Below are 23,299 nucleotides of genomic sequence, written 5' to 3'. Positions count from 1 at the left end.
CGGGTCAGCCGAAGTGGTGCGGCAGCACGGCGCTGTTGACGGCGCGCAGCTCGTCGAGCGGCAGCGTGAAGAGCCCCTGCACCTCGACCGCCGGAGTCGCCGCGTCGGTCACGCCGATCCGCAGCACCGGGTAGCCCCGGCCCTCGCAGAGGCCGCGGAACTTGACATCGTCCTCCCGCGGAACCGACACGAGCACGCGGCCGGTCGACTCCGAGAACAGCGCGGCCGTCGTGTCGACGCCGTCGCGCTCCATCAGCTCATCGAGCCAGATGCGCGCGCCCACGCCGAAGCGCAGAGCCGACTCGGCCAGCGCCACCACGAGACCGCCGTCGGCGAGGTCGTGGGCGGAGGCGATCAGCGACTCCTTCGCGCCGGCCGCAATGAGTTCGGCCAGCGAACGCTCAGCCGCCAAATCGAGTTGCGGGGGCCGCCCGCCGAGGTGGTCGTGCACCGTGCCCGACCATGCGGAGCCGTCGAGTTCGTCGCGGGTCGTACCGAGGAGGTACAGGTTGTCGCCCTCGTCCTGCCAGCCGGAGGGGATGCGGCGCGCGACGTCGTCGATCACGCCGAGCACGCCCACGACCGGGGTCGGGAAAATCGGGACGTCTCCGGTCTGGTTGTAGAACGAGACGTTGCCGCCGGTGACGGGGATCTCGAGCTCGAGGCACGCGTCCGCGAGCGCGCCGACGGCCTCGCGGAACTGCCACATCACCTCGGGGTTCTCGGGACTGCCGAAGTTGAGGCAGTCGGAGACGGCGACCGGCGTCGCTCCCGTGACCGCCACGTTGCGGAACGCCTCCGCTAGTGCGAGGCGAGCGCCCTGGGCCGGGTCGAGCTGGCACCAGCGGCCGTTGGCGTCGGTCGCGACAGCGAAGCCCAGGCCCGACTCCTCGTCCACGCGGACCATGCCGCCGTCGTCGGGGTAGCTGAGCGCCGTGTTGCCGAGCACGTAACGGTCGTACTGCGAAGTGATCCAGCTCTTGTCGGCCAGGTTCGCGGAGCCGAGCAGCGCGAGAGTCTCGGCGCGGAGGGCATCGCCGCCGGTGGAGCGCGGCAGACGGGAGGCGGAGTCGGCCTGCAGTGCGTCGAGCCACGCGGGGTAGGCAATCGGGCGCTCATAGACCGGTCCGTCCACGGCGACGGTCCGCGGGTCCACGTTGACGATCTCTTCGCCGTGCCAGTCGATGATGAGGCGGCCGGAGTCGGTGACCACGCCCAACACGCTGGTCTCGACATCCCACTTGCCGACGACCTCGAGGAACGCGTCGAGCTTGTCGGGTCGGACGACGGCCATCATCCGTTCCTGCGACTCGGACATCAGGATCTCCTCCGCCGTGAGTGAGGGGTCACGCAACAGCACGGAGTCGAGCGAAATGAACATGCCGCCGTCGCCGTTGGAGGCGAGCTCGGACGTGGCGCACGAGATGCCCGCGGCGCCGAGGTCCTGGATGCCCTCGACCAGATCCTTGCGGAACAGCTCGAGGCAGCACTCGATGAGCACCTTCTCGGCGAAGGGGTCGCCGACCTGCACGGCGGGGCGCTTGGTCGGGCCTCCGTCGGCAAAGGTGTCGGAGGCGAGGATCGACGCGCCGCCGATGCCGTCGCCTCCCGTGCGCGCCCCGAACAGCACCACCTTGTTGCCGACTCCGCGGGCGTTCGCGAGGTGCAGGTCTTCGTGGCGGAGGACGCCGACGGCGAGCGCGTTCACGAGCGGGTTGCCCTGGTAAACGGAGTCGAAGTAGGTCTCGCCGCCGATGTTCGGCAGGCCGAGGCAGTTGCCATAGAAGGAGATGCCGGCGACCACGCCGTGCACGACGCGGGCGGTGTCCGGGTCGTCTACGCGTCCGAAGCGCAGCGCGTCCATGACCGCGACCGGCCGCGCGCCCATCGAGATGATGTCGCGGACGATGCCGCCCACTCCGGTTGCCGCGCCCTGGAAAGGTTCGATGTAGCTCGGGTGGTTGTGGCTCTCGATCTTGAACGTGACCGCCCAGCCCTCGCCGACGTCGACCACTCCCGCGTTCTCGCCCATGCCGACCATGAGGTTCTTCTTCATCGCGGGCGAGACCTTCTGCCCGAACTGGCGGAGGTACATCTTGGACGATTTGTAGGAGCAGTGTTCGCTCCACATCACCGAGTACATGGCTAGCTCGCCGCTGGTGGGTCGTCGGCCGAGGATCTCGCGGATGCTCGCGTACTCGTCGGGCTTGAGCCCGAGTGCCGCATACGGCTGCTCCCGTTCGGGCGTCGCCTCCGCGTTCGCAGTGGTGTCGGGAACGGCGGTGCGGCTGTCTGCCATGTGCTGGAGGCTCCAGGGGAGGGGGACGGGATGCGCGTCGATCCTACCGGCCGTCACCCTCTCGGCCCGGGCCGGGAGGTGGCACCTCGCGAGATGGCGGGAGACGGACGAGATGCGAGGCCGCGGCGGGGGATCTCGACCGCCGGGCGGCATCTCGCGACATTTCGCGGAACGAGGAGAGGGGACCTAGCGCGGGGAGAAAGATTATGCCCGAGAGGGCGGCCAGCGCCATGGTTATGAGCGCAGCCTCGAAGCTGGCACTGATCAGTAGGCCGGCGACGACGGTAAGCACCGCGGTGCCGAGCCCCGTAGCGAGCGAAGCGTAGAGCCCTTGCGCTGTGGCGTGAATATCGACGGTGACGCGATCGCGAACGTACATCGTGAAAGCCATGTGCGTAGTAGCGAAGGACCCGCCATGCAGCAGTTGCGAGAATGCAAGGAGTTGCCAGTTTCCGGCGAAGGCAAGCAGGACCCAGCGCGCCGCCGCAACAACTATCCCGATAGCGAAGAGTGTTCGATAATCACAGCGCTCGAACCGCCGCCGCGCGAGAAAGAACAGTGCAAATTCGCTCAGCGGTGCGAGTACCAGAAGCAGGGGCACGGCGGCTGGAGAGGTGATTTCGCTGGCTCTGAGCGCCCCAAAGCTGTAATACGCAGCATGGGAGCCTTGAACGAGAACGGCGATCGTCAGGCACGCAAGGAAGGCCCTGTCCCGCGCAAGAGCGGCGAAACCGTGCATTCCGGAGCCTCGGATGCTCAGTGCGTCTGCGTCTCGCGGGCCGATGATGCCGATCACAGCGATCAGCAGGCACGCCCCGATCAGGGTAGGAGCGAGTACACCGGCGCCGAGCAGTGAGGTGAGCCCGCCTGCGGCCAGGGTGCCGACGATGAAACCGAGGGAGCCGAGTGCTCTCGTGGGCCCATAGGGCAGCAACCCTCGTCTGGCGGCGACCGTCGCTATCGTCTCGTTGAGGGGAAGCATGATCGGATAGATGAACCCGAACGCGATCGAGATGACGAGAAGCATCGGAAACCCGATCACGAACAGGTAAGGGACCGAGGCTGCAGTGACGAGCCACGGCACGATCCGGCTCAATCGCAGCAGTGTCGCATGACGATTCAATGCCGGATAGACAACTGCCACCGTGACGGCGCGCGCGGCGAGTGAGCAACCAACCGCCGCGCCGATCTCGGATACCGAGAGTCCGCGATGGGCGAGCCACATGCCCCAATACGACTGGAAAATTGCCCAGCTCACGAAAAACGCCAAGAACCTCGTCGATACCCAAGCACGCACGCCTAATGTCACGGCAAAGACTCCTCTGGCAGCGCAACACACGCATCTCCTTGTGCTCGCTGGGGGCACAATTCGTCGATGCGAAGCAATTCCTCCCCGGCTCGGATAAGAATTTCGGTGCCGGGGTTAGTTGCGGTCGCTTCATTCACACCGACACCGAGGCACTGTTCGAGCGAACCCAGTGGCTCGACTCCGTTCTCTAGCACGATCTTCGTCATCGAACGGCAAGGCGTAGTCACTGGACGTGACGGTATCTCACTGCATGGCGTCGATAAAAGAGCATGGCGCAAGATCAGCCGAGCGGGTCACCCGCAGCCACCACTACCCAGGCGTCACTGCGCAACAGAGAGCCGGATTCGTCAGCGTGACGCCGGAGACCTCAGGGAGGAGTCCGTCGAGTTGCTCCCGCGTCTCACCTCGTGTGGCAGGCGCCTACGTCCACGCTGTCCGTCAGCGAGGGGGCCTGCGCCACGACCGGCGAGAGAACCGAGAGAGGGATTGCGTAGCCCACATTGCCGACCGATGCCGCCTTGCCGAAGACGACGCCGGAGACGGTGCCGTCCAGCGAGAGCAGTGGCCCACCCGAGTTGCCCTGGTTAACCACGGCTGCCAGCGTCAGCACTTGGCGGGACGCGGGCGCGCCGTCGACCACCAGCGAGACCGTCGAATCGGACGAGACCTGCGCTGCCCCGAGCGTGAGCGGCCCGCCAAACGGATAGCCCGCCACGACAGCGTCATCTCCGGCGGCGACGGCGTTGTCGAGCGCGAGGGGAGCCGCGTCGAGTCCGTCGATGGCGACGACCGCGAGATCGGCCGCGGTGTCGAGATACACCACGCGACCCGTGCGCGGAGCCTCGCCGGCGGCCTCGACCACCGGCTGCGCGACCCCGGCCACCACGTGCGCGTTGGTGATGACCCGGTCGTCGGAGGCGACGAAGCCGCTGCCCGTCACTCCGACGTCGCAGGCCCAGGCCGTGCCCGAGACGCGCACGACCGAGCGCGCGGCGGTAGCCACCTCCGGGTCGTCCGTGGCGACGGTGGGGATGGTCGGCGGCACAGACGGAGCATCGAGGGCCTCGACCACCCAGGACGTGCCCTCGCCGACCACAGTCGATTGCACCTGGGCGAGGAAGGAGCGGACCGGCGACGGAGTGAGGTCGCCGATGGCGCGGACGACGGTGGAGCCGGCGATCGACGTGGTGAGGAGCGGAACGCCAAGGAGCGAGACGGCCGAGGTGACCGCGATCCAGACCAGGCCAGTGATTGCGACGCCTGCGACTCCTCCGGCGAGGCGATCGAGGACACCGAGCTTGACCCGGTCGGCACCGCGGCCGATAACTGCGCCGACCGATGCTCCGATCGCATAGCCGACACCGAGTAACAACACCGCCGTGCCGATGACGGTAAGCAGGCGCCACTCGCTCCCGGCCGCCCAGGCCGAGACGGCGGGCACTGCGAAGGAGGCGGCGATAGCGCCCGCGACGATTCCGGCGAGTCCGCCGACGCTGCGGAGGAATCCACGGCGCAGACCATCGACGAGCGCGACGACAAGGCTCAGCACGACAATGACGTCGACGATCACGGATGCACCCACGCGGGCCTCCTGGCGGTATCGGGGACGGGCCCTCCAGCATGACCGACGCGGGATGCGCGGACGCCCGGAGGAGCCTGGCAGTCGCTCCGCCGAGGTGCGATGTGCAGGTGATTCGGGCTTTCGCCCGAATTCCGCGCGGCGGGACGCGCAAATGTGCGCGGATCCCCTGCACATCGCACGCCGGTCCTGCACATGGCACGCCCCCGCCCCCGGAGGCGCAGCCTAGAAGAACGAGATGCAGTACGGCGTCGCCACCGGCGCGAAGAACCGGTCTACCCGCTCCGGCCCGCCCACGAGCCGCACCGACCCGGCCCGCGCCAGGACCGACGGCCGTACCGAGCCCAGCAGCAGCGAGCCGAGGTCCGCGACGTCCAGCGCCAGGTCGGCGTCGTCATCCGTGCGCTCCACCCGGCCGGAACCGTCGGCCGCGGTGATCCGGTACCGCCCTTCTACAAGCCCCAGCCCATCGGCCACGTCCACCACGATCGTGCCGTCGGCGGTCCACGGCCGTGCCGAGAACGCGGCGGCGACGTCGAGGATCCGCAGCCAGATCAGGTCGCCCACGTGCCGCACCTGCACCACCCGCGCATCGCGCAGGGCCCAGGTCAGTGGGTCGTCAACCGGCGCCATGTCCCAGGTGACAGAGGACGCGAGGTCGACAGCGCCCAGATAGCCCCAGAGCGCGAGGTAGGCGTCGGGGGAGGGGGCGACGAAGTCGACCACCTCCAGCGCGCGGTCGTCCTCAGGGCCGATCGCGCGGTAGGTGACGAATCCGTCGAGCGTGCCGTCCTCGTCGAGGTGCACGGCGGAGCGGACATCGAGACCCGGAGTGCTCTCGCCGGGGACGGTGCCCACGGAGCCGGCTTCGTAGCGGGACTGGCGAGTCACCGATCCGGGCGTCGAGGCCTGGAAGGCGGCGAACACCGCCGGGATGCGCGATTGCAGCCAGCTTGTCGCGACGACCTCGACCCGGCCCGAGGGCTCGGTCTGCAACCCGAACCGCAGTCCGGTGTCGACGCGGATCGAGCGGGTGAAAGCGGAACGGCCAAAGCCGAACCGGCGATAAATGGACGCTTCGCTCGCCGTGAGCACGGCGACCGGAGTCCCAGCCTCCTGCGCGAGATGCAGATCCTCGGTGATCATGGCGCGGAGGATGCCGCGGCGCCGGTGCGTCGGCCGCACAGTCACCTGAGAGACCAGGTGCGCGTCGAGTTCGCGGCCCCGGCCCACCTGTAAGGACCCGGGAAACGCGGCGTACGTGCCGACGGGAACGCTCGCGCCGTCCAGCCCCTCGGGCGAGGCGGAGTCGAGCACCGCGGTCAGCATCCGCTGGTCGGCGACCATGTGCTCGGCCCAGTCCCGCAGCTTCTCGGGGGTGAACTCCTTGTCGTGGAAGGCCGCGTTGGTCGCGGTGGCCCATGCGGCGGTGGCGGAGTCGGGGGCGCCGTCAGCGGTCAGAGCGGCGGGGAAGCGACGAAGGTCAAGCCCGGGGAGAGACATCCGTTCAGTTTATTCACCAGCGGACGCCGCGCGCTGGGAGCGTGCCGTCCGCTGGTGCGCGGTGGACCGGCGCCGTCACAGCACCGTCCACCGTTTCTCCAGCGCTGCGTCTACCGCCTCCGCTAGCGCGTCCACTCCTACCGCCTCGCCCTGTACTCGCGTGCTCATTGCGGCGATCGCGGCCCGCCGCCGCGGCAGGGTCGCTGTGAAGGCGCACTCTCGCAACAGCACGAGCAGTCGCGCCGCGCCGGCCCCGGTCTCGCCGAGTACCTCAAGCCGACGCTCGAACGGCGACTCCGGCGCCATCACCCGCAGGAACCCGTTCGCGTCCTGGAACGCCGCCGGCGGATCCGGGAGCCGCGCCAGCAGTGCGAGCGCCGAGCCGAGAGCGTCCAGATCGTCGGCCCGAGCCAGCTCACGCAGCCTGGAATCCACATCGGCCGCAGGCCCCGGCCCAAGCGAAACGGTCTCCAGGGCGAGCGCGTCGAGCCGCCGCTCCTCCTCCTCGCCCGGCACCAACGCAGTCGCCGACCACCACGAGAGCAGCGGAGTCGCGGCCACGGCGTACTCGCCCACCCGTCGCTCCAGAGCGATCAGCAGGTCCTCACGGGCGGCGAGGGTCACCAGCGCCTCGAGGTCCACATCCAGCACTGTCCCCGACTCTGGGGGGAGGACGAGGCGGCGCCCGGAGGGAGGGACCACCTCCGCCCGTGTCCTCGCGCCCGGGCCACGCTCGCTGGAGAGGAGGATCGCCTCTTCGAGAGTCTGCTTGGGCCGTCGTCGTCCTCTTCCGCGCGCCATCCCGTCACGCTACCGTCGGCCGCATGGCCCGATACCTCGCCCTCCTCCGCGGAGTGAACGTCAACGGCCGAACCGTGCGCAGCGCCGACCTCGCCGAAGCGGTCGCCGGGATCGGAGTGGAGCGGGTGCGGACGGTCCTCGCGAGCGGCAACGCGGCATTTGACTCCGACCGTTCGGTCGTCGAGTTGAAGCCCGCGCTGGAGGCTGCGCTCGCCGAACGGTTCGGCTACGACGCATGGATCGTCCTCGTGACGCAGGAGGCGCTCGCCGCAGTCGCCGCCGCCTACCCGTTCCCGCGGACGGATGACGACGCGCACCCATATGTCGTCTTCGGCTCCAACGAGCGGGCCCTCGACGCGGCACAGGCGGCCATCGGCGAGCCCGATCGGGCGGTCGAGCTCATCGGGCGCGGCGCCGGTGTCCTCTACTGGCGCTGCCCACGTGGTTCGTCCACCGAGACTCCGGTCGCGAAGGTCCTCGCCCGCGCGGCCTACCGCTCGAGCACCACGACGCGGAACCTCCGCACTGTCGAGAAACTGGCGGTGGCCTGACGCGCTCGGTCGGCCTCGCGTTCGTTACCGAGGTTCAGACGCGCTGAACGTCCTCCCGCAGGGCTTTGCGCGAGTCCTGACCTCGATTGCGAACACGTGACGAGCAGATAGTGCGCTGCCAGGCACTCTGTGGTCGTGCGCAGCGTCACCTGAGGCGCGGATCGATACGCATGACGGCGCGCAGATGACAGAGATGTAAACGGTTCCACACGGCGTCCAGGGGGCGTATACGATACCTGCATTCCGCGGCGGATGACCGTCATCGGCGGAACCGCCGAACACCTGCCCCGATCAGAGGTCCTCCCCGCCGTGACTGCAACCCCGACGCGCCCCAATGCCTCCGCACTCGGCGGAATCCACGCTCTCCTCTTCGACCTCGATGGCGTGCTGACTCCGACCGCCGACGTGCATATGCAGGCCTGGTCGCGACTGTTCACCGACTACCTCTCCTCGCGCGGCATCGCGGAGGGCTACACCGACGCCGATTACTTCCGCTACATCGACGGTCGCCCGCGCTATGACGGGGTCCGGGCGTTCCTCGACTCCCGCGGCATCGCCCTCCCCGAGGGCACTCCCGCTGACGATCCGACACTCGACACCGTGTGCGGCCTCGGCAACCGCAAGAACGACACCTTCACCAGCACGCTCGCCGAGACCGGCGTCGCCCCCTATCCGGGATCGCTCCGCTTCGTCGACGCCGCGATCGCCGCGGGCGTTCAGGTCGCGGTGGTCACCTCCTCCCGCAATGGCGTGCCCGTGCTCGAGGCCGCGGGCCTGCGTGACCGCTTCGAGGTCGTGGTCGACGGCCTCCTCGCCGCCGAACGCTCGATCGCCGGCAAGCCTGCCCCCGACACCTACCTCTACGCCGCCGAGCTTCTCGGCCTCGAGGCCTCGGTCTGCGCGGTCCTCGAGGACGCGCATTCCGGAGTCGCCGCTGGCCGCGCGGGCGGCTTCGGCCTCGTCGTCGGGGTCGACCGTGGAGTCGGCGCTGACACCCTCCTCGAGCACGGAGCGGACCTGGTCGTGGACGACCTGGCCGAGCTCCTTCCCTTCCTCCCCACCGCTCCCGCACCCGAGGACGTCGTATGAACCCCATCACCTCCGACCCACTCGACCGCAACCGTTTCCCAATCGACGAGTGGGCCCTCGTGGAGACCGAGTTCGCCTCCGAGTTGCAGGGCCGCACCGAGACCCTCTTCGCTGCCGGCAACGGCTACCTCGGCTTGCGCGGCAATGTGGAGGAGGGGCGCGACGGCTACGCGTACGGCACCTTCATCAACGGCTTCCACGAGACTTGGCCCATCCGACACGCGGAGGAGGCGTTTGGCTTCGCTCGCGTCGGCCAGACGATCGTCAACGTCCCCGACGCCAAGATCATCCGCCTCTACGTCGACGATGAGCCCTTCGTCCTGAGCGAGGCGGATGTCCTCGCCTACTCCCGCCGCCTCGACTTCGCGAACGGCGTGCTGATCCGCGAGCTGGAGTGGCGCACTCCCTCCGGCAAGCGCGTGCTCATCCGCTCGCGCCGCCTCGTCTCCTTCACCGACCGCCACCTCGCGATCCTCGACTACGAGGTCGAGATGCTCGACGCCGACGCCTCGCTGCTCATCTCGAGCCAGATCCTCAACCGTCAAGACGGCGTTGACGAATACCACGCCCCGTCAGGCAGCGAGGCAGCCGGATTCGACCCGCGGAAGGCGGAGTCGTTCGAGGACCGCGTGCTCCAGCCACGCCTCAAGCGCGTCACCGGTACTCGGTACCTCCTCGGCTACCGCACCACCAACTCCGAGATGACGGTTGCGTGCGGCGCCGAGCACCGGCTCGAGACCGAGAACGAGTGGGATCAGACATCCCAGATCGACGACGACCTCGCTAAGCACGTCTACCGCGTGCAGGCGAAGGCCGGCCGACCGGTCCGCCTGATCAAGACGCTCACTTACCACACCTCGCGCGGCGTGCCCGTGCGCGAGCTTGCCGACCGCTGCGACCGCACGCTCGATCGCGCGCGCGAGACCCCGGTCGAGGAGCAGTTCACGAAGCAGCGCGAGTGGCTCGATGACTACTGGGCCCGCTCCGACGTGCAGCTCGACGGGCAGCCCGCGATCCAGCAGGCCGTCCGGTGGAACCTCTTCCAGCTCGCGCAGTCCACGGCGCGCACCGACGGTGGCGGAGTCGCGGCCAAGGGCGTCTCCGGCTCCGGCTACGGCGGCCACTATTTCTGGGACACCGAGGTCTATGTCCTCCCGTTCCTGAGCTACACCGCGCCGCTCGTCGCTCGCAACGCCCTGCGCTTCCGCCAGAACATGCTCGAGCCGGCTCGTTCCCGTGCGGCAGAGCTCAACCAGCGTGGCGCGCTCTTTCCCTGGCGTACCATCAACGGCCAGGAGTCGTCTGCCTACTACGCCGCCGGAACAGCGCAATACCACATTGACGCCGACATTTCCTATGCGCTCATGCAGTATGTGGGAGCCACCGGTGACGACGACTTCCTCGCCCGAGGAGCGATAGACATCCTGGTCGAGACCGCGCGGATGTGGGCCGACCTAGGCTTCTGGCGCAGTAACGGCGATGACCACTTCCACATCCACGGCGTCACCGGGCCGGACGAATACACCACGGTCGTGAACGACAACCTGTACACGAACGTGATGGCCCGGGCGAACCTGCGCTCCGCGGCCCGTGCGGTCGAGCTACTCAAGGCCGTCGAGCCCGCGGCCTACGAGCGGATGGCCAACCGCCTCGCGCTCGACGAGGGCGAGGTGATCGAGTGGGCCCGCGCCGCCGACCGGATGCACATCCCCTTCGACCCCCGCGCGGGCATCCATCCGCAGGACGCGGCCTTTCTCGAGAAGGAACTCTGGGACCTAGAGAACACCCCGGCGAGCAAGCGCCCGCTGCTGCTGCACTTCCACCCGCTGGTGATCTACCGCTTCCAGGTGCTCAAGCAGGCGGATGTCGTGCTTGCGCTCCTCCTCCAGGGCAACGAGTTCACGGCCGAGCAAAAGCGTGCCGACTTCGAGTATTACGACGCGCTCACGACCGGAGACTCAACCCTCTCCGCTGTCGTGCAATCGATCATCGCGGCGGAGGTCGGTTACAGCGACCTCGCCCGTCACTACTTCCTGTCGTCCCTGTTCGTCGACCTCGCCGACCTGCACCGCAATACCGCTGACGGCATCCACGTCGCGTCGACCGGCGGCGTCTGGAGCGCCCTCGTCTACGGTTTCGGCGGGATGCGCGATCACGGCGGGCGGATCACACTCGACCCGCGCCTCCCCGACGACTGGGAGCGCCTCACCTTCCGGATCACCCTGCACGGCACCCGCGTGCGGGTCGAGGTGACGCAGTCCGAGGTGGTGCTGACCGCCGAGATCGGCGACTCCGCGTCGATCACGGTCCGCGACGAGCGCGTGCACGTCGAGGTGGGAAACCCGGTCCATGTGTCGCTCACCCATCAGGGCCGCCGCCTGCACGGCGCCCCCACCACCTCCGACATTGAGGGCACCCGTCGCTCCGACGGCTCCGTCATCACCGCGTCGATCCCGACAGTGTCGATGAGCCCCGAGCCCGAGGTGCTGAAGGGGGCGTGACGCGCCCTCGCGGGCGTCGTGCGAACGCGTCTGGCGGAATCGAGGTCCCCCCGCTGGTACGGGCGACCTCACCCGTGAGCCACGCTCGGTCAACAGGCCGACCGAGCGTGGTCCAGCCCGGCCTCCACCTCCTCGTCCTCCGACAATCCAGAATCGCAGTTCTTGGAGCCGATCCGCCGAAGCGGTGCAGCTTGGAAGCATGAGCGCTGGGTGCTGCGAGAGGGCATTCCACTCGGGAGGCCAGACGCAGACGGGGCAGGAGGCGCCATGACAACGGCGATTGGAGGGAACGGGACCTATACCGGACGCCGCTTCCTCGACGGTGGGCCGCGCGATCACGGCTGCGCTCGGGTCGGAGCGTATTAGTCGGTTGGCCTCGCTCGTTCACGCCGTTCCTGCAGAGGGAACGCGAGTGCACGGGGCGTTCGGCCTCGGCTCGGTCTTTGTCGATGAACGCAGTAACGCTGTGGTCGTTGCCGGGCCGGAGGGCGGGTTCGGTCCTCCCGAGTTCGATGCAGGCTGGCTCCGCGGCGAGTTCACCGAGCTTTCGCTGGCCGCTGCCGCGGTCGGCGAATCGGACGCACCGTACGCCCGATCAGCAGCCGCGTTCCACCGCGGCTACGCGGAGGCGGGCGGCAGGCCACTCAATCCGAGGCTCCTTGACGCTGTAGTCACCCTCCGCTTCGCTTTACATCAGTGGGACTACCACGAGACTTATGGCTCCTCGCCCTCGCCCGCCGATCTTGCATTCCTGGTCTGGCTCCTTGATCGCGGGCCTTCCGACCATCCGATCCAGCAAGTCCCAGCTCACTGGAGGCGACCATGAAATCCTCGCAGCACTCCCCGGCCGTCAGCGTCGAGGCTCTCCGCATGCGCTATGGCGTGAAGGACGTCCTCGCAGACGTGACCCTTCACGTCGAGCGCGGCCAGCGAATTGCCATTCTCGGCCCCAACGGGGCGGGCAAGAGCACTCTGATCGAGATTCTCGAAGGATTCCGCCGCCCGTCAGCGGGGCGGGTCCGTGTCCTCGACGCCGACCCGATCGGCGCACCCGCGATGTGGCGCTCTCGGATTGGGATCGTCTTGCAGGTATGGCGCGATCACGGGACGTGGCGTGTCCGGGAATTCCTCGAGTTCGTGGCCGCGGCGCACGACGCCGCGCGTCCAGGTGTTGCGCTGCCCGTGCACGATGTGCTGCTTTCTGTGGGCCTCAGTGACCTCAGAGACAGGCGTCTCGCCACGCTTTCCGGGGGGCAGCGTCGTCGCGTCGACGTGGCCGCCGCGCTGATCGGGCGCCCGGAGCTGGTCTTTCTCGACGAGCCGACGACCGGCTTCGACCCGGAGATTCGCGCATCTTTCCACGAACTCATCCGCACTTTGACGCCCGACACGACGGTTCTCTGGGCGACGCACGATCTCCACGAGGCGGAGGCGATGTGCGACCGGATCGTCATCCTCGTCCGGGGTGCCGTCGAGGCCGACGGCACCCCGGACGAGCTTCGAGACCGCCTCGGATCCGGGACGACAATTCGATGGCGCACCGAGGGACGCCTGCACACCGAGCGTGTCGATGACCCCGCGCCCGTGCTGGCCCGTCTGTCGGCGGGCGGAGTCGATCTCTCGGGACTCGAGGTGCGCCGCGCCTCGCTTGAGGACGCCTACCTTTCCATCGTCGCGGGCTCGGAGAATGTCGACGCCCCGCCCGCTCTCGCACCCACCGAGAAGGAGACCCGCCGGTGAGCACTGCAACAACGACCACGTCCGCTGCGCCTGGAAGCGGCCGCGCCCGCACGGCCGCGGGAATCGTCCGCGTCGCCGCCCTGCAGGCGCGGATTGAGCTCCGACGCCGCTTCCTCCGCTGGACTGCCGTCTCCTTCCTCGTTCCTCCGGTCGTCCTTTACCTCGTCTTCCGCTTCCTCGATCTGGACCTGTTCGGAGGTGCGGACGTCGTGCGCTCGGTTCTTGCCGGCTTCGCGGCCGCGTCGATGTTCATCGGCGGCATAGTGGGTATCGCGAGCGAGCTTGTCACGGAGCAGGAGGACGGCTCGGTCCTGCGGGCCAAGACCCTTCCTTTTGGTATGGCCACCTATCTTTCCGGCAAGCTGATAGCCCTGAGCGTCACGAACTTCGTCGCCCTCGTGCTCATCCTCATAAGTTCCGACCTTGTCATTGGAGGCATCTTGCCCCGCGATCCCGCGGGCTGGATCGGCTTGACCGGCTTGGCGGTGCTCACCCTGGCCTGCACGGTCCCCCTCGGCGCCACCCTCGGCAGCCTTGTCTCCTCGCCCTTCGCAGTTCTGCCGCTCTCTCTGGCCGCGTACGGGCTGATGCTGATCTCTGGTGTCTTTTTCCCAGTCGCGCTCCTCCCCGACTGGATCCAGCTCTGCGTCTCATTTTTCCCCGTCTACTGGCTGGGGGAACTCGCGCGGGCAGTGCTGCTGCCCGGGTTCGTTCTCGGCGGCGGGGAGTTTGCTTTGGCGATCGTGGTCCCGCTCGCCTGGGGAGTGCTGGGCATGCTCCTCGCACCGCGCGCCCTGGGCGCGATGTCGCGTCGTCAGTCGGGGCGGCGTCTCGAGACCATCCAGGAGCGACGGACCCAGCGCGGTTACTGAGGCGCCGCGGCTTGGGCCCGATTCACGTCGCTAATCAGCAGGGCGAGGGCGACGCGGCCGGAGATCTCGAGCTTGGCGTAGGAGTTCGAGAGGTGTGTCTTCACCGTCGATTGGGAGAGGTGTAGCTCCTGAGCGATCTCCCCGTTCGAGCGGCCGGCCGCGACGAGGCGGACGACGTCGCGCTCTCGGTCGCTCAGCACGGCCAACGTCTCCCTGAACCTCCCGGTGACTGGACAGCCGTCGGGCTCGTCGCTGACGTGGATATTGAACGTGCTCCGTCGCGCGAGTCGCCGCGAGATAAGGACGCTCCCCGTCGCGACCGCCCTCACTGCGTTGACGACCGCATTGGCGCCGGACTCCCGGAGAACGTAGCCGCTGGCCCCCGCGGCGAGCACTTGTGCCGCAAAGGCGTCGTCATCGAGTGCGGAAAGGACGAGGATCGAGCAGGACGCGTTCTCGGCGAGTTTCTGCACTATGGGCTCTGCGCGTGGTTCGTCGATCGAGACGACCACGACGTCTGCGTCGCACACGTCCCATGACCCGCCAGCGGGATCGACGAGCACGAGGTCCTCCTCGGCGGAGAACACGCGTTGCAAACCCGCTACGACGATCTCGTCGCCGACTACGCTCACCCGGATAGTGCCATCTTGCATGTCTGCAGCCCCTCGGACTTACCGGGAGTGAATGGAACACGCCCCTGGTAGGCCGTCACTTTAGTCAGGAATCTCGCGTGAAGCTGAGAAAGGCGCGATTGCTGTCCCTGTGCATCTCCAGCGCATCCTCTCGTTCTCCTGGCCCATGCTGCGGCTCGACTCAGGTACCTCTGTCCGATGGCGGCTCTGCGATCGATGAGCGACCATGGCGGAGCGCGCAGGCTTCTGGGTCGCGCACCTCACGACGAAAGAGAGGAACACACCATGGCATCTCCCCTCAGCGGTCTTCTCGGCGACCACGCCGACCCGGCCGAGGAACTCATGGCCATCTTTGGCGGCGAGGCCGCGACCGCTGCGGCGGCCGTCGCCTCCGCTGTCGAGTGGGGCCGCCGCCTGCTCGCACAGCGTGGGATCGAGCCGCAGATGCAGGTCGCCGCCATTCGCGCCTTCCGTCAGGCGGAGCCGCGCCTGTCCCTCAAGCCCGCAACGTACCTAGCGACGCTCATCGCGGCGTGAGCGCCGTCGCCCGCGCGTGGGCATGAGACATGAGCACGACCACAGGACGAGGCTCTCATCCGCAGGGCGCGCGTCCCGCTGTCGGAGGTCCGCCCCCATCTCGGACAATGCCAAGGGCAACCCACGTCGATTTCGACCCCGCCGCCTCTCGCGGCCAGCACCGCGAGAGGCGGCCGGCGCGCGCCTGCGAATGTGCTCAGCGGCGCCAACCACCGTCCTCGATCGCCGACCGTGTCTCCCGCGCCTTTGCGACGGATGACGCGCCTCCCGAAAGGAGGAGGTCGGGCACGGTGCTAGCGTCGGCGCGATGGTCGTGAGAAAATCGCAGCTCGCCACGAAGGTCCCGCACGGGGCCGACACGGTCGACGGTGGAAGCCGATCGCAGGCAGCTCGCGCGACAATCGCGGTCATCAGCGATTATGCGCTCGACTACACGGGCGGCGCGCAGACCGCAATGGTCGCGGAGTGCCGGAGCCTCGTGCAGGCGGGCATCTCGGTTCTGCTGGTCGTCCCGGACTCGTCCACGACGCTGCCGCTCGACGGCATCGACGTGCGCCTCCTACCGGCGCCGAGGCTCCCCATCGTCGGTCTGCCGGTGATCCGCAACACCAAGCGCACTCGTTCGCTACTCGAGGCGATCTTCCGCGACGAGGGTGTCGGCGCGGTCCACGTGCATTCCGACTTCGGTCTCGCCGTCGCCGCGATCGATGTCGCCGCACGACTCTCGATCCCGTCGATCGCCACGGTGCATACGTTTTTCTGGCGCGGCGTGCCCGGCCCCGTCGGGCACCTGCTAGCCCCGCTTGCAGCGGCGTACTTCGCCGGCGTGACCGGTCGCCGACCGCGACAAGGGCGAGCCGGACGCGACCGTCTCGGCGATCTTCTGCGCGATGTCACGCGAAGCACTGCTGCGCGCGCCGATCTCGTGATCTCGCCTTCACAGCACCAGGCCGAGGCTCTTCGGCGAGCGGGCCTACCAAGGGTCGAGGTGCTGCCCAACACCGTGCTGCCTCGCGTGCAGGTCGCTGGCGACTTCGAGCACAGTTACGCAGGAGCAGAGGCGGGCGCGGAAGGCGGGGGCCCGTTGCGCCTGCTCTGGATCGGCCGGTGTGCCCCGGAGAAGCGCCTTCTGCCTTTCATTGAGGCGTGCCTCCTCGTCCTCGATCGGGACCGCGAGGCCATCCGGGTCGAGGTCATCGGGACCGGACCCTCGCTCGCACGTGCCGTTCGGCTCGCCGCGGGATCGACGGCCATCACCTTCCGCGGGTTCGTCGAGAACAGCCGGGTCGGAGGTGTCATCCGGGAGTCCGACCTGGTCGTCCTCACCTCGTTCGGATTCGACAATCAGCCGATGGTCATCGTCGAGGCGCTGAGGGAAGGCCGCGGCGTCGTGTACGTCGACCCAGACCTCGAGGAGGGACTCGATGGCCCGGGACTTCTCGCGCCTGTGGAGCCAGCCGCTTTCGCCGCCTATCTCGAAGGGCTGTGCAGTGATCGCGCTCTCGTCCGAGACGCCGCCGCCGCCGCGCGCGAAGCCTTCGCCCCCTTCACTCCCGCGGCCCACGCCGCGTCCGTCCTGGCCCTGCACGCCACAGCGCGGAGCCATCTCGCGGATCGCGACCGTTGACTCGCGACCGCCTGGTCGACCCCACCCGCGACCAGTAGGTCCCTCGTCAGGCGGAGGCGACCAGCGCGCGCACCGCGGACGTGAAGAAGACGAGCCCATCGACTCCCGAGCGCATGGCGGCCGCAGTGTCGGGGCCGAAGCCGGGCTCGACCGCATGTTCCGGGTGCGGCATCAAGCCCACCACGTTGCCGCGGGCGTTGCTGATGCCGGCAATGTCGTTCATCGAACCGTTGGGGTTCCGCCCCAGGTAGCGGACGACGACGCGTCCCTCCGCTTCGAGCTCAAGCAGCGTCTCGGCTGACGCGACGTACCCGCCCTCACCGTTCTTCAGCGGGATCGTGATCTCCTGGCCCGGCTCGAAGCCGTTGGTCCAGGCGGTCGCGGTGCTCGCGACGAGCAAGCGTTGGTCGCGGCAGACGAACGAGCCGACGTCGTTGCGGATCAGGCCGCCGGGCAGCAGATGCGCCTCGGTCAGCATCTGGAAGCCGTTGCAGATGCCGAGCACAGGCGTCCCAGCGTTCGCCGCGTCGATCACCTCGCGCATGATCGGGGAGTGGGAGGCTATGGCGCCGCAGCGAAGGTAGTCGCCGTACGAGAATCCGCCGGGCAGGACAATTGCATCGATGCCGTCGAGGTCATGGTCGCCGTGCCACAGCGCCACGGGCTCGGCGCCGGCTAACCGGACGGCGCGCTGGGCGTCGCGATCGTCGAGCGAGCCGGGGAACGTGATGACGCCGATCCTCATCGCGCGTGCTCCGCCGGGTAGTGAATGCCGACGACGTCCTCGATCACCGAGTTGGACAGCATGTCGTCGGCGACCTGCTGTACCGCGGCGCGCACCTCGTCGGTGACCTCGTCGACCGTGATCTCGAAGCGTTTGCCCACCCGCACGCTGTGCAGAGCGGAGTGGCCGAGCCGCGCGAGTGCACCGGCCACTGCCTTTCCCTGCGGGTCGAGCAGCTCGGCCTTGGGCATGACTTCAACGACGATCGTGGGCACCGTGTTCTCCGGAGTCTCGGGGGAGTGCGGTCTTCCGCGCGATCATCGTACCCGCGGCACTCAGCGGCGCCCCGCCGCATCTCGCGAGGTCCCCGCGCCCGGACGAGATCGGCCGCGGGGGCGCCGCATCTCGTCCGGATGTCCCGATCTCGCGACATTTCGCGACATTTCGCGGCGGGAGCAGCGGGTCGGGGTCAGGGCGTCGTCACGCGGAGCGTGTTCGACCACGGGTCCTCGAAGGCGAGCACGCGGCCGTCGTCGCGGGTGGCGACTCCTGAACTCGCGAGTCGTTCACCGAGGGCGCCGAGGTCATCGGCGCCGGGGACGACGATCTCCACTTGCCCGAGGCCGAGAGCGAGCCTTCGCCGCCCGGCACCGGCCGAGTTCCACGTGTTCATTGCCATGTGGTGGTGATACCCGCCCGCCGAGACGAACAGCGCCTGCCTGCCGTACGCGATCGTCGTTTCGAAGCCGAGACGGTCGACGTAGAACTCCTTTGCGGTGGCGATGTCGCCAACGCTCAAGTGCACGTGCCCGACGGAGGCGCCGCCCAGTCGCGGCCGCGCCCTCGCCTCGTCGGTCAGATGCTCCTGCAGGAACCGGTTCGGATCCAGGAACAGGGTGCTCATCTCGATCTGCCCGTGCGTCCACGACCACTGCGTGCGCTCGCGGTCCCAGTAGAGCTCGACGCCGTTGTGCTCGGGGTCGTCGAAGTAGAAGGCCTTGCTCACCACGTGGTCAGAACTGCCGGTGAAGGAGCCGGGGTGGCGGGTGGCGACGCTGTGCACGGCGGCCGCGAGCGCCGCCTCCGACTCGAAGAGGATCGCCGTGTGGAACAGCCCTGCGCTCTGCGGCGACGCGTGCGTCAGTTCCGGAGCGTGTTGGAGGATCACGATCGGCACGCTCTGGCGCCCGAGCACCGCGACGGAGCCATCGTGCGCAAGGAGGTCGAGTGTCACGGCGTCGCGATAGTAGGCGATCATCCCGTCGAGGTCAGCGACGCGCAGGGTCACCGCCCCCATCGCGGTGTCTGGAGCGAGCAGGTCGGGGGAGGAGGTGGTCACGCTCATACCGTAGCTTCGATTAGTTGTTGCCACAACCATTTAGCGAGGCGGTCTTAGGACACGCATATGCTGCGCCCAGCTAGCGCGGGGCCTGCGACCGTGGAATAGGAGCCGGTCGCCGTCAAGGGTGGCCCCGGTCACGAGGACGACACGATGAACGAGCGACATGAACCCAACGAAAGCGAATTCACCGACCCCATTGCGGCGCAGGCAGACGCCGCCACGGAGCGCCAGGCGTTGCGCGCCGACGACCGTCGCCGTCGCCGTCGAGCCCTCATCGCCGGCGGCGCGGGCCTCGCGGTGCTGATCGGAGTCGCGGCGGGCGGTGTCTCGTACGCTGGTCGCGTCGAGGCTGCCGCTTCGGCATCCTCCAGCACGACCGCCACGGTCGACCCCGGGCGCTCGCGCGGCGTCATCACGATCTCGCCGTTCCCCAACGGGTCGATCTCTTCGGGCGGATCCGCTGCGGGCGGCTACGGCTCGTCCACAGCGACCGATGCCGTCCCCGCGAGCACATCTCAGACCGCCGGGGTCGTCACGATCACCTCCGACCTCGCATACCAGAACGCTCGATCCGCCGGGACTGGCGTGATCCTCACCTCGGACGGCATGATCCTCACGAACAACCACGTGGTCGCGGGAGCCACCGCGGTCACGGTGACGGTCGAATCCTCTGGGCACACCTACTCCGCCCGCGTCGTCGGCACCGATGCGACGCATGATGTCGCCGTTCTCCAGCTTGAGAACGCCTCCGGACTGACTCCTGCACGCCTCGACACCGACGGCGTCGCGGTCGGAGATGCGGTGGCCGCGGTGGGCAACGCCGGGGGTACCGGCGACCTCGTCGTCGCCGCCGGTTCCGTGACCGCTCTCAACCAGCAGATCACCACGAGTTCCGAGGCGGGCGTCTCGGGCGAAACTCTCACCGGGCTGATCCAAACTGACGCCGATATCGTCTCGGGCGACTCCGGCGGCCCGCTGGTCGACTCGACGGGCCGGGTGGTCGGGATCAACACCGCTGCCTCCAGCGGAACAGCCGACATCACCGGCTTCGCCATCCCCATCTCGACAGCTCTCGACGTCGTCGCCGCCATTGAGGCAGGTGCCGACACGGCGACCGTACGGATCGGCTACCCCGCCTTTCTTGGAGTGTCCCTGTCATCAAGCGCGTCGGTGCGGCCGGGTGGCCGGGGGGTCAGCTCCACCTCCGGCGCCCTGATCGCAGGAGTCGTCGAGAAAGGTCCGGCCGCGGCGGCGGGACTCGCTGCCGGGGACACCGTCACCGCGGTTGACGGTACGGCGATCGCCTCCGCCGACGCTCTCTCCACGACGCTCGCCGCACGCGAGCCCGGCGAATCGGTCGTCGTGTCGTGGATCGACGCCTCGGGCGCTGCTTACTCGGCACCGGTCGTGCTGGCCGAGGGCCCGGTCGCGTGACCCTCGCATGACCCGCGGGAGGTCACCGCCCCTCGCCGCGAAGGTCACGGGCGTGCCATTCACTCGCGTCGACCCCGCCTTGTTGTGAGTCCATCAAGACAACTCCGTTACTGTCGCCATCATGACGACAGTCGATGGTCGGCTCCGGGCGTCGGGTCTCAAGGCCACTGCTACCCGGCGGGCGGTGTTTCTCGCGCTCGAGGAGTATCCGCATTCCGGAGTGGGGGCGGTCCTCACCCGGGTGCGCGACAGTCTCCCCGAGGCGTCCGCGCAGGCGGTATACGGGGTCCTGTCGGCGTTCACCGACGCCGGACTCGTTCGCCGTATCGAGCCGGAGGGTCACCCCCGACGATTCGAGCTGAGGGTCGGCGACAACCACCACCACGTCGTTTGTCGAAGCTGCGGAGCCGTCGCCGACGTCGAGTGCGTCGTCGGTGAGGCTCCGTGCCTGCACCCGTCGATGGCGAGCGGCTTCGCCATCGACACCGCGGATGTCACCTTCTGGGGCACCTGCCCCGACTGCCTGGTTCTCGCCGTGCACTGAGAGACATCCGCCCACCACCGACGCGGGAGGCCCACGGGCCGCTCGCCGACAGGAGAAACATGACCGAGGAACGATTCACCACCACGAACTCCGGAGCACCGGTCGCCAGCGACGAGCACTCGCTGAGCGTCGGAGCCGACGGCCCCCTCGCGCTCCACGACCACTACCTCGTCGAGAAGCTCGCCCAGTTCAACCGCGAGCGCATCCCGGAGCGGGTCGTCCACGCCAAGGGTGGCGGAGCGTTCGGACGCTTCACCACCACCGGCGACGTCAGCGCGTACACCCGGGCCGCACTCTTCCAGCCCGGCGCTCAGACTGAGATGCTTGCGCGCTTCTCGACCGTTGCTGGCGAGCAGGGTTCGCCGGACACGTGGCGCGACCCTCGCGGATTCGCGCTGAAGTTCTACACGAGTGAGGGTAACTACGACCTCGTCGGCAACAACACCCCCGTGTTCTTCCTCCGCGACGGCATCAAGTTCCCCGACTTCATCCGCTCGCAGAAGCGCCTGCCCGGGAGCCACCTCCGCGACCACGACATGCAGTGGGACTTCTGGACCCTCTCGCCTGAGTCGGCGCACCAGGTCACCTGGCTGATGGGCGACCGTGGTCTTCCGGCCTCCTGGCGGCACATGGACGGCTTCGGCTCGCACACCTATCAGTGGATCAACGCAGCCGGCGAGCGCTTCTGGGTCAAGTACCACTTCAAGACCGACCAGGGCATCAAGATCCTGAGCCAGGAGCAGGCCGACCAGATCGCCGGAGAGGACGCCGACTTCCATATTCGCGACCTGTCCTCCGCGATCGACCGTGGCGACTTCCCCTCGTGGACGCTGTCCGTTCAGGTGATGCCCTACGAAGACGCGAAGAGCTACCGCTTCAACCCGTTTGACCTCACCAAGGTCTGGCCTCACTCCGACTACCCGCTGATCGAGGTCGGCACGATGATGCTCGATCGCAATCCCGAGAACTACTTCGCGCAGATCGAGCAGGCGGCTTTCGCCCCGTCGAACTTCGTCCCCGGGATCGCGGCCAGTCCCGACAAGATGCTGCTCGCGCGCATCTTTAGCTATGCCGATGCCCATCGGTACCGAGTGGGGACGAACCATGCGCAGCTGCCGGTGAACGCTCCGAAGTCGCCGGTGCACTCGTACTCGAAGGATGGCCCGATGCGGTTTGACTTCCAGAAGTCCGAGGTCCCGGTCTACGCGCCCAATACGCAGGGCGGCGCCCACGCCGATCCCACTCGTGCCGCGGAGTCGACCGGCTGGGCAGCCGACGGCGAGCTGACGCGCGCCGCCGCCACCCTCCATCCGGAGGACGACGACTTCGGTCAGGCGGGGACCCTGTACCGCGAGGTGCTGGACGATGACGCGCGAGCCCGCCTCGTCTCGAACATCGCCGGGCACGTGTCGAAGGTCACTCGGGCCGAGCTGCGTGAGCGTGTGCTCCAGTACTGGGCGAACGTCGACACCTCGCTCGCCCAGAGGGTCGCGGAAGCGCTCGAGCCGTCCGCGCCAGGCGCGGACGTTGCGCCGGAGGAGATCGGTATCGGGGCGTAGGTCCGGGTCGCCCCCGTCGAGGAGCGTGTGGAACGGAGGAATCTGAACCACGCGCTCCTCGCGTGCAGGAGGAGTCCCGCCGGTTCCGCTGCCGCTCCTCGACGAGATCGCCGCCAACCGCGACACGCCCGAGATGCGCAATTTTCGGCCGCGGTTTGACAGCGGCTCGAACGCTGCGTAACTTATCCCGAGTCGCCACAAAGGCCGCAGGGAAACGGAAAGAGCAGCAGCTCCTACGTCCCGGCCTCAATAGGGACCATCCACTCGGCAGAACAGCCTTTCGGGGCCCGCCCGCCGTGCGGATGTAAAGCCCTCGCAGAATCCGTGAGATTCAGCATCTTCGCCGCTCGGCGCACGACTACGGTCATGCGTCTGGGCGTCGCCAAAGCGCCAGCAAGCGTCGAGGCCTCGCGAAGAGGCCGGATTTGACACGGTCTGCGGATGTGCTAGGTTAGTCAAGTTGCCACGGCGGCGGGGAGAGAAACTTTTCCAGCTTAGTCGAGTCAACCGGTAAGATGCAAGCAGTAATGCTTACAATGATTAATTGTTTTCGATCACGTTCGTTGTGAAGCGCCTTTGTGGTGTGGAGGCGGGGTGTGTCCGATTTTTGAGAACTCAACAGCGTGCACTATGTTCAATGCCAATTTTATATCCTG

General features: G+C 68.1%; 20 protein-coding genes. 11 read left to right on the top strand and 9 right to left on the bottom strand.

From position 1 onward, the window contains the following. Positions 1-4: 4 nt before the first annotated feature. The 5 genes from purL to B0H03_RS08900 form a co-directional block, all read right to left on the bottom strand. Positions 5-2,299, bottom strand: coding sequence for a phosphoribosylformylglycinamidine synthase subunit PurL (purL, locus tag B0H03_RS08920; protein WP_104354392.1), 2,295 nt, complete (start codon positions 2,297-2,299; stop codon positions 5-7). 43 nt (positions 2,300-2,342) lie between these two features. Then, positions 2,343-3,596 (bottom strand): MFS transporter, encoded by a 1,254-nt coding sequence (locus B0H03_RS08915; protein WP_258062074.1) that lies wholly within the window; start codon positions 3,594-3,596, stop codon positions 2,343-2,345. Between the two features lie 412 nt (positions 3,597-4,008). Continuing rightward, positions 4,009-5,190, bottom strand: a complete 1,182-nt coding sequence (locus B0H03_RS08910; protein ID WP_160487300.1) for a MarP family serine protease — start codon at positions 5,188-5,190, stop codon at positions 4,009-4,011. A 222-nt stretch (positions 5,191-5,412) separates the two neighbouring features. After that, complete coding sequence (locus B0H03_RS08905; protein ID WP_104354394.1) at positions 5,413-6,690, bottom strand: GNAT family N-acetyltransferase; 1,278 nt, start codon at positions 6,688-6,690, stop codon at positions 5,413-5,415. A 75-nt stretch (positions 6,691-6,765) separates the two neighbouring features. Then, positions 6,766-7,491, bottom strand: coding sequence for a DUF2254 family protein (locus B0H03_RS08900; RefSeq protein WP_104354395.1), 726 nt, complete (start codon positions 7,489-7,491; stop codon positions 6,766-6,768). Between the two features lie 23 nt (positions 7,492-7,514). On the opposite strand from B0H03_RS08900, the gene B0H03_RS08895 reads away from it, so the two are divergent. The 6 genes from B0H03_RS08895 (at position 7,515) to B0H03_RS08870 (ending at position 14,244) form a co-directional block, all read left to right on the top strand. Next, positions 7,515-8,042: a DUF1697 domain-containing protein gene (locus tag B0H03_RS08895; RefSeq protein WP_104265961.1), complete on the top strand. Its 528-nt coding sequence runs from the start codon at positions 7,515-7,517 to the stop codon at positions 8,040-8,042. 252 nt (positions 8,043-8,294) lie between these two features. Further along, positions 8,295-9,131, top strand: coding sequence for an HAD family hydrolase (locus tag B0H03_RS08890; RefSeq protein ID WP_104265962.1), 837 nt, complete (start codon positions 8,295-8,297; stop codon positions 9,129-9,131). Next, positions 9,128-11,632, top strand: coding sequence for a glycoside hydrolase family 65 protein (locus B0H03_RS08885; protein ID WP_104265963.1), 2,505 nt, complete (start codon positions 9,128-9,130; stop codon positions 11,630-11,632). Before B0H03_RS08890 ends, B0H03_RS08885 begins: the two co-directional genes overlap by 4 nt. Before the next feature lie 412 nt (positions 11,633-12,044). Then, entirely contained in the window at positions 12,045-12,458 is a 414-nt protein-coding gene (locus tag B0H03_RS08880) for a hypothetical protein (RefSeq protein ID WP_104265964.1), read from the top strand. Then, positions 12,455-13,372 carry an ABC transporter ATP-binding protein gene (locus B0H03_RS08875; protein WP_104265965.1) on the top strand — a complete coding sequence of 306 codons (918 nt, stop codon included), beginning with the start codon at positions 12,455-12,457 and terminating at the stop codon, positions 13,370-13,372. The genes B0H03_RS08880 and B0H03_RS08875 overlap by 4 nt, the downstream gene beginning before the upstream one ends. Further along, positions 13,369-14,244, top strand: coding sequence for an ABC transporter permease (locus B0H03_RS08870; protein WP_104265966.1), 876 nt, complete (start codon positions 13,369-13,371; stop codon positions 14,242-14,244). Before B0H03_RS08875 ends, B0H03_RS08870 begins: the two co-directional genes overlap by 4 nt. Here the strand turns inward: B0H03_RS08870 and B0H03_RS08865 are convergent. Next, entirely contained in the window at positions 14,238-14,897 is a 660-nt protein-coding gene (locus B0H03_RS08865) for a helix-turn-helix transcriptional regulator (RefSeq protein ID WP_104265967.1), read from the bottom strand. The genes B0H03_RS08870 and B0H03_RS08865 overlap by 7 nt on opposite strands. Positions 14,898-15,161: 264 nt before the next feature. On the opposite strand from B0H03_RS08865, the gene B0H03_RS08860 reads away from it, so the two are divergent. Then, positions 15,162-15,413: a hypothetical protein gene (locus tag B0H03_RS08860; RefSeq protein WP_104265968.1), complete on the top strand. Its 252-nt coding sequence runs from the start codon at positions 15,162-15,164 to the stop codon at positions 15,411-15,413. Between the two features lie 307 nt (positions 15,414-15,720). Beyond that, entirely contained in the window at positions 15,721-17,040 is a 1,320-nt protein-coding gene (locus tag B0H03_RS08855) for a glycosyltransferase family 4 protein (RefSeq protein ID WP_104265969.1), read from the top strand. Positions 17,041-17,086: 46 nt separating this feature from the next. Here B0H03_RS08855 and purQ read toward each other — a convergent pair whose 3' ends face one another. The 3 genes from purQ to B0H03_RS08840 form a co-directional block, all read right to left on the bottom strand. Beyond that, positions 17,087-17,785, bottom strand: coding sequence for a phosphoribosylformylglycinamidine synthase subunit PurQ (gene purQ / locus B0H03_RS08850; protein ID WP_104265970.1), 699 nt, complete (start codon positions 17,783-17,785; stop codon positions 17,087-17,089). Further along, entirely contained in the window at positions 17,782-18,039 is a 258-nt protein-coding gene (purS, locus tag B0H03_RS08845) for a phosphoribosylformylglycinamidine synthase subunit PurS (protein WP_104265977.1), read from the bottom strand. Before purS ends, purQ begins: the two co-directional genes overlap by 4 nt. Before the next feature lie 194 nt (positions 18,040-18,233). Next, positions 18,234-19,109, bottom strand: coding sequence for a VOC family protein (locus B0H03_RS08840; protein ID WP_237399459.1), 876 nt, complete (start codon positions 19,107-19,109; stop codon positions 18,234-18,236). Between the two features lie 147 nt (positions 19,110-19,256). On the opposite strand from B0H03_RS08840, the gene B0H03_RS08835 reads away from it, so the two are divergent. The 3 genes from B0H03_RS08835 to B0H03_RS08825 all read left to right on the top strand — a co-directional run bounded on the left by B0H03_RS08835 (position 19,257) and on the right by B0H03_RS08825 (position 22,643). After that, positions 19,257-20,540 (top strand): S1C family serine protease, encoded by a 1,284-nt coding sequence (locus B0H03_RS08835; protein ID WP_104354397.1) that lies wholly within the window; start codon positions 19,257-19,259, stop codon positions 20,538-20,540. 121 nt (positions 20,541-20,661) lie between these two features. Beyond that, the gene (locus B0H03_RS08830; RefSeq protein WP_104265972.1) at positions 20,662-21,084 is read left to right on the top strand and encodes a Fur family transcriptional regulator; all 423 of its coding nucleotides are present in this window, start codon (positions 20,662-20,664) and stop codon (positions 21,082-21,084) included. Positions 21,085-21,143: 59 nt separating this feature from the next. Continuing rightward, positions 21,144-22,643 (top strand): catalase, encoded by a 1,500-nt coding sequence (locus B0H03_RS08825; protein ID WP_104265973.1) that lies wholly within the window; start codon positions 21,144-21,146, stop codon positions 22,641-22,643. Positions 22,644-23,299 lie beyond the last annotated feature (656 nt).

Origin of the sequence: Rathayibacter iranicus NCPPB 2253 = VKM Ac-1602 (genome assembly GCF_003149025.1) — a bacterium.
GTDB classification, from domain to species: domain Bacteria; phylum Actinomycetota; class Actinomycetes; order Actinomycetales; family Microbacteriaceae; genus Rathayibacter; species Rathayibacter iranicus.
Note: the sequence above shows the minus strand (reverse complement) of the source record. Positions and strands in the feature narration are given on the sequence as shown.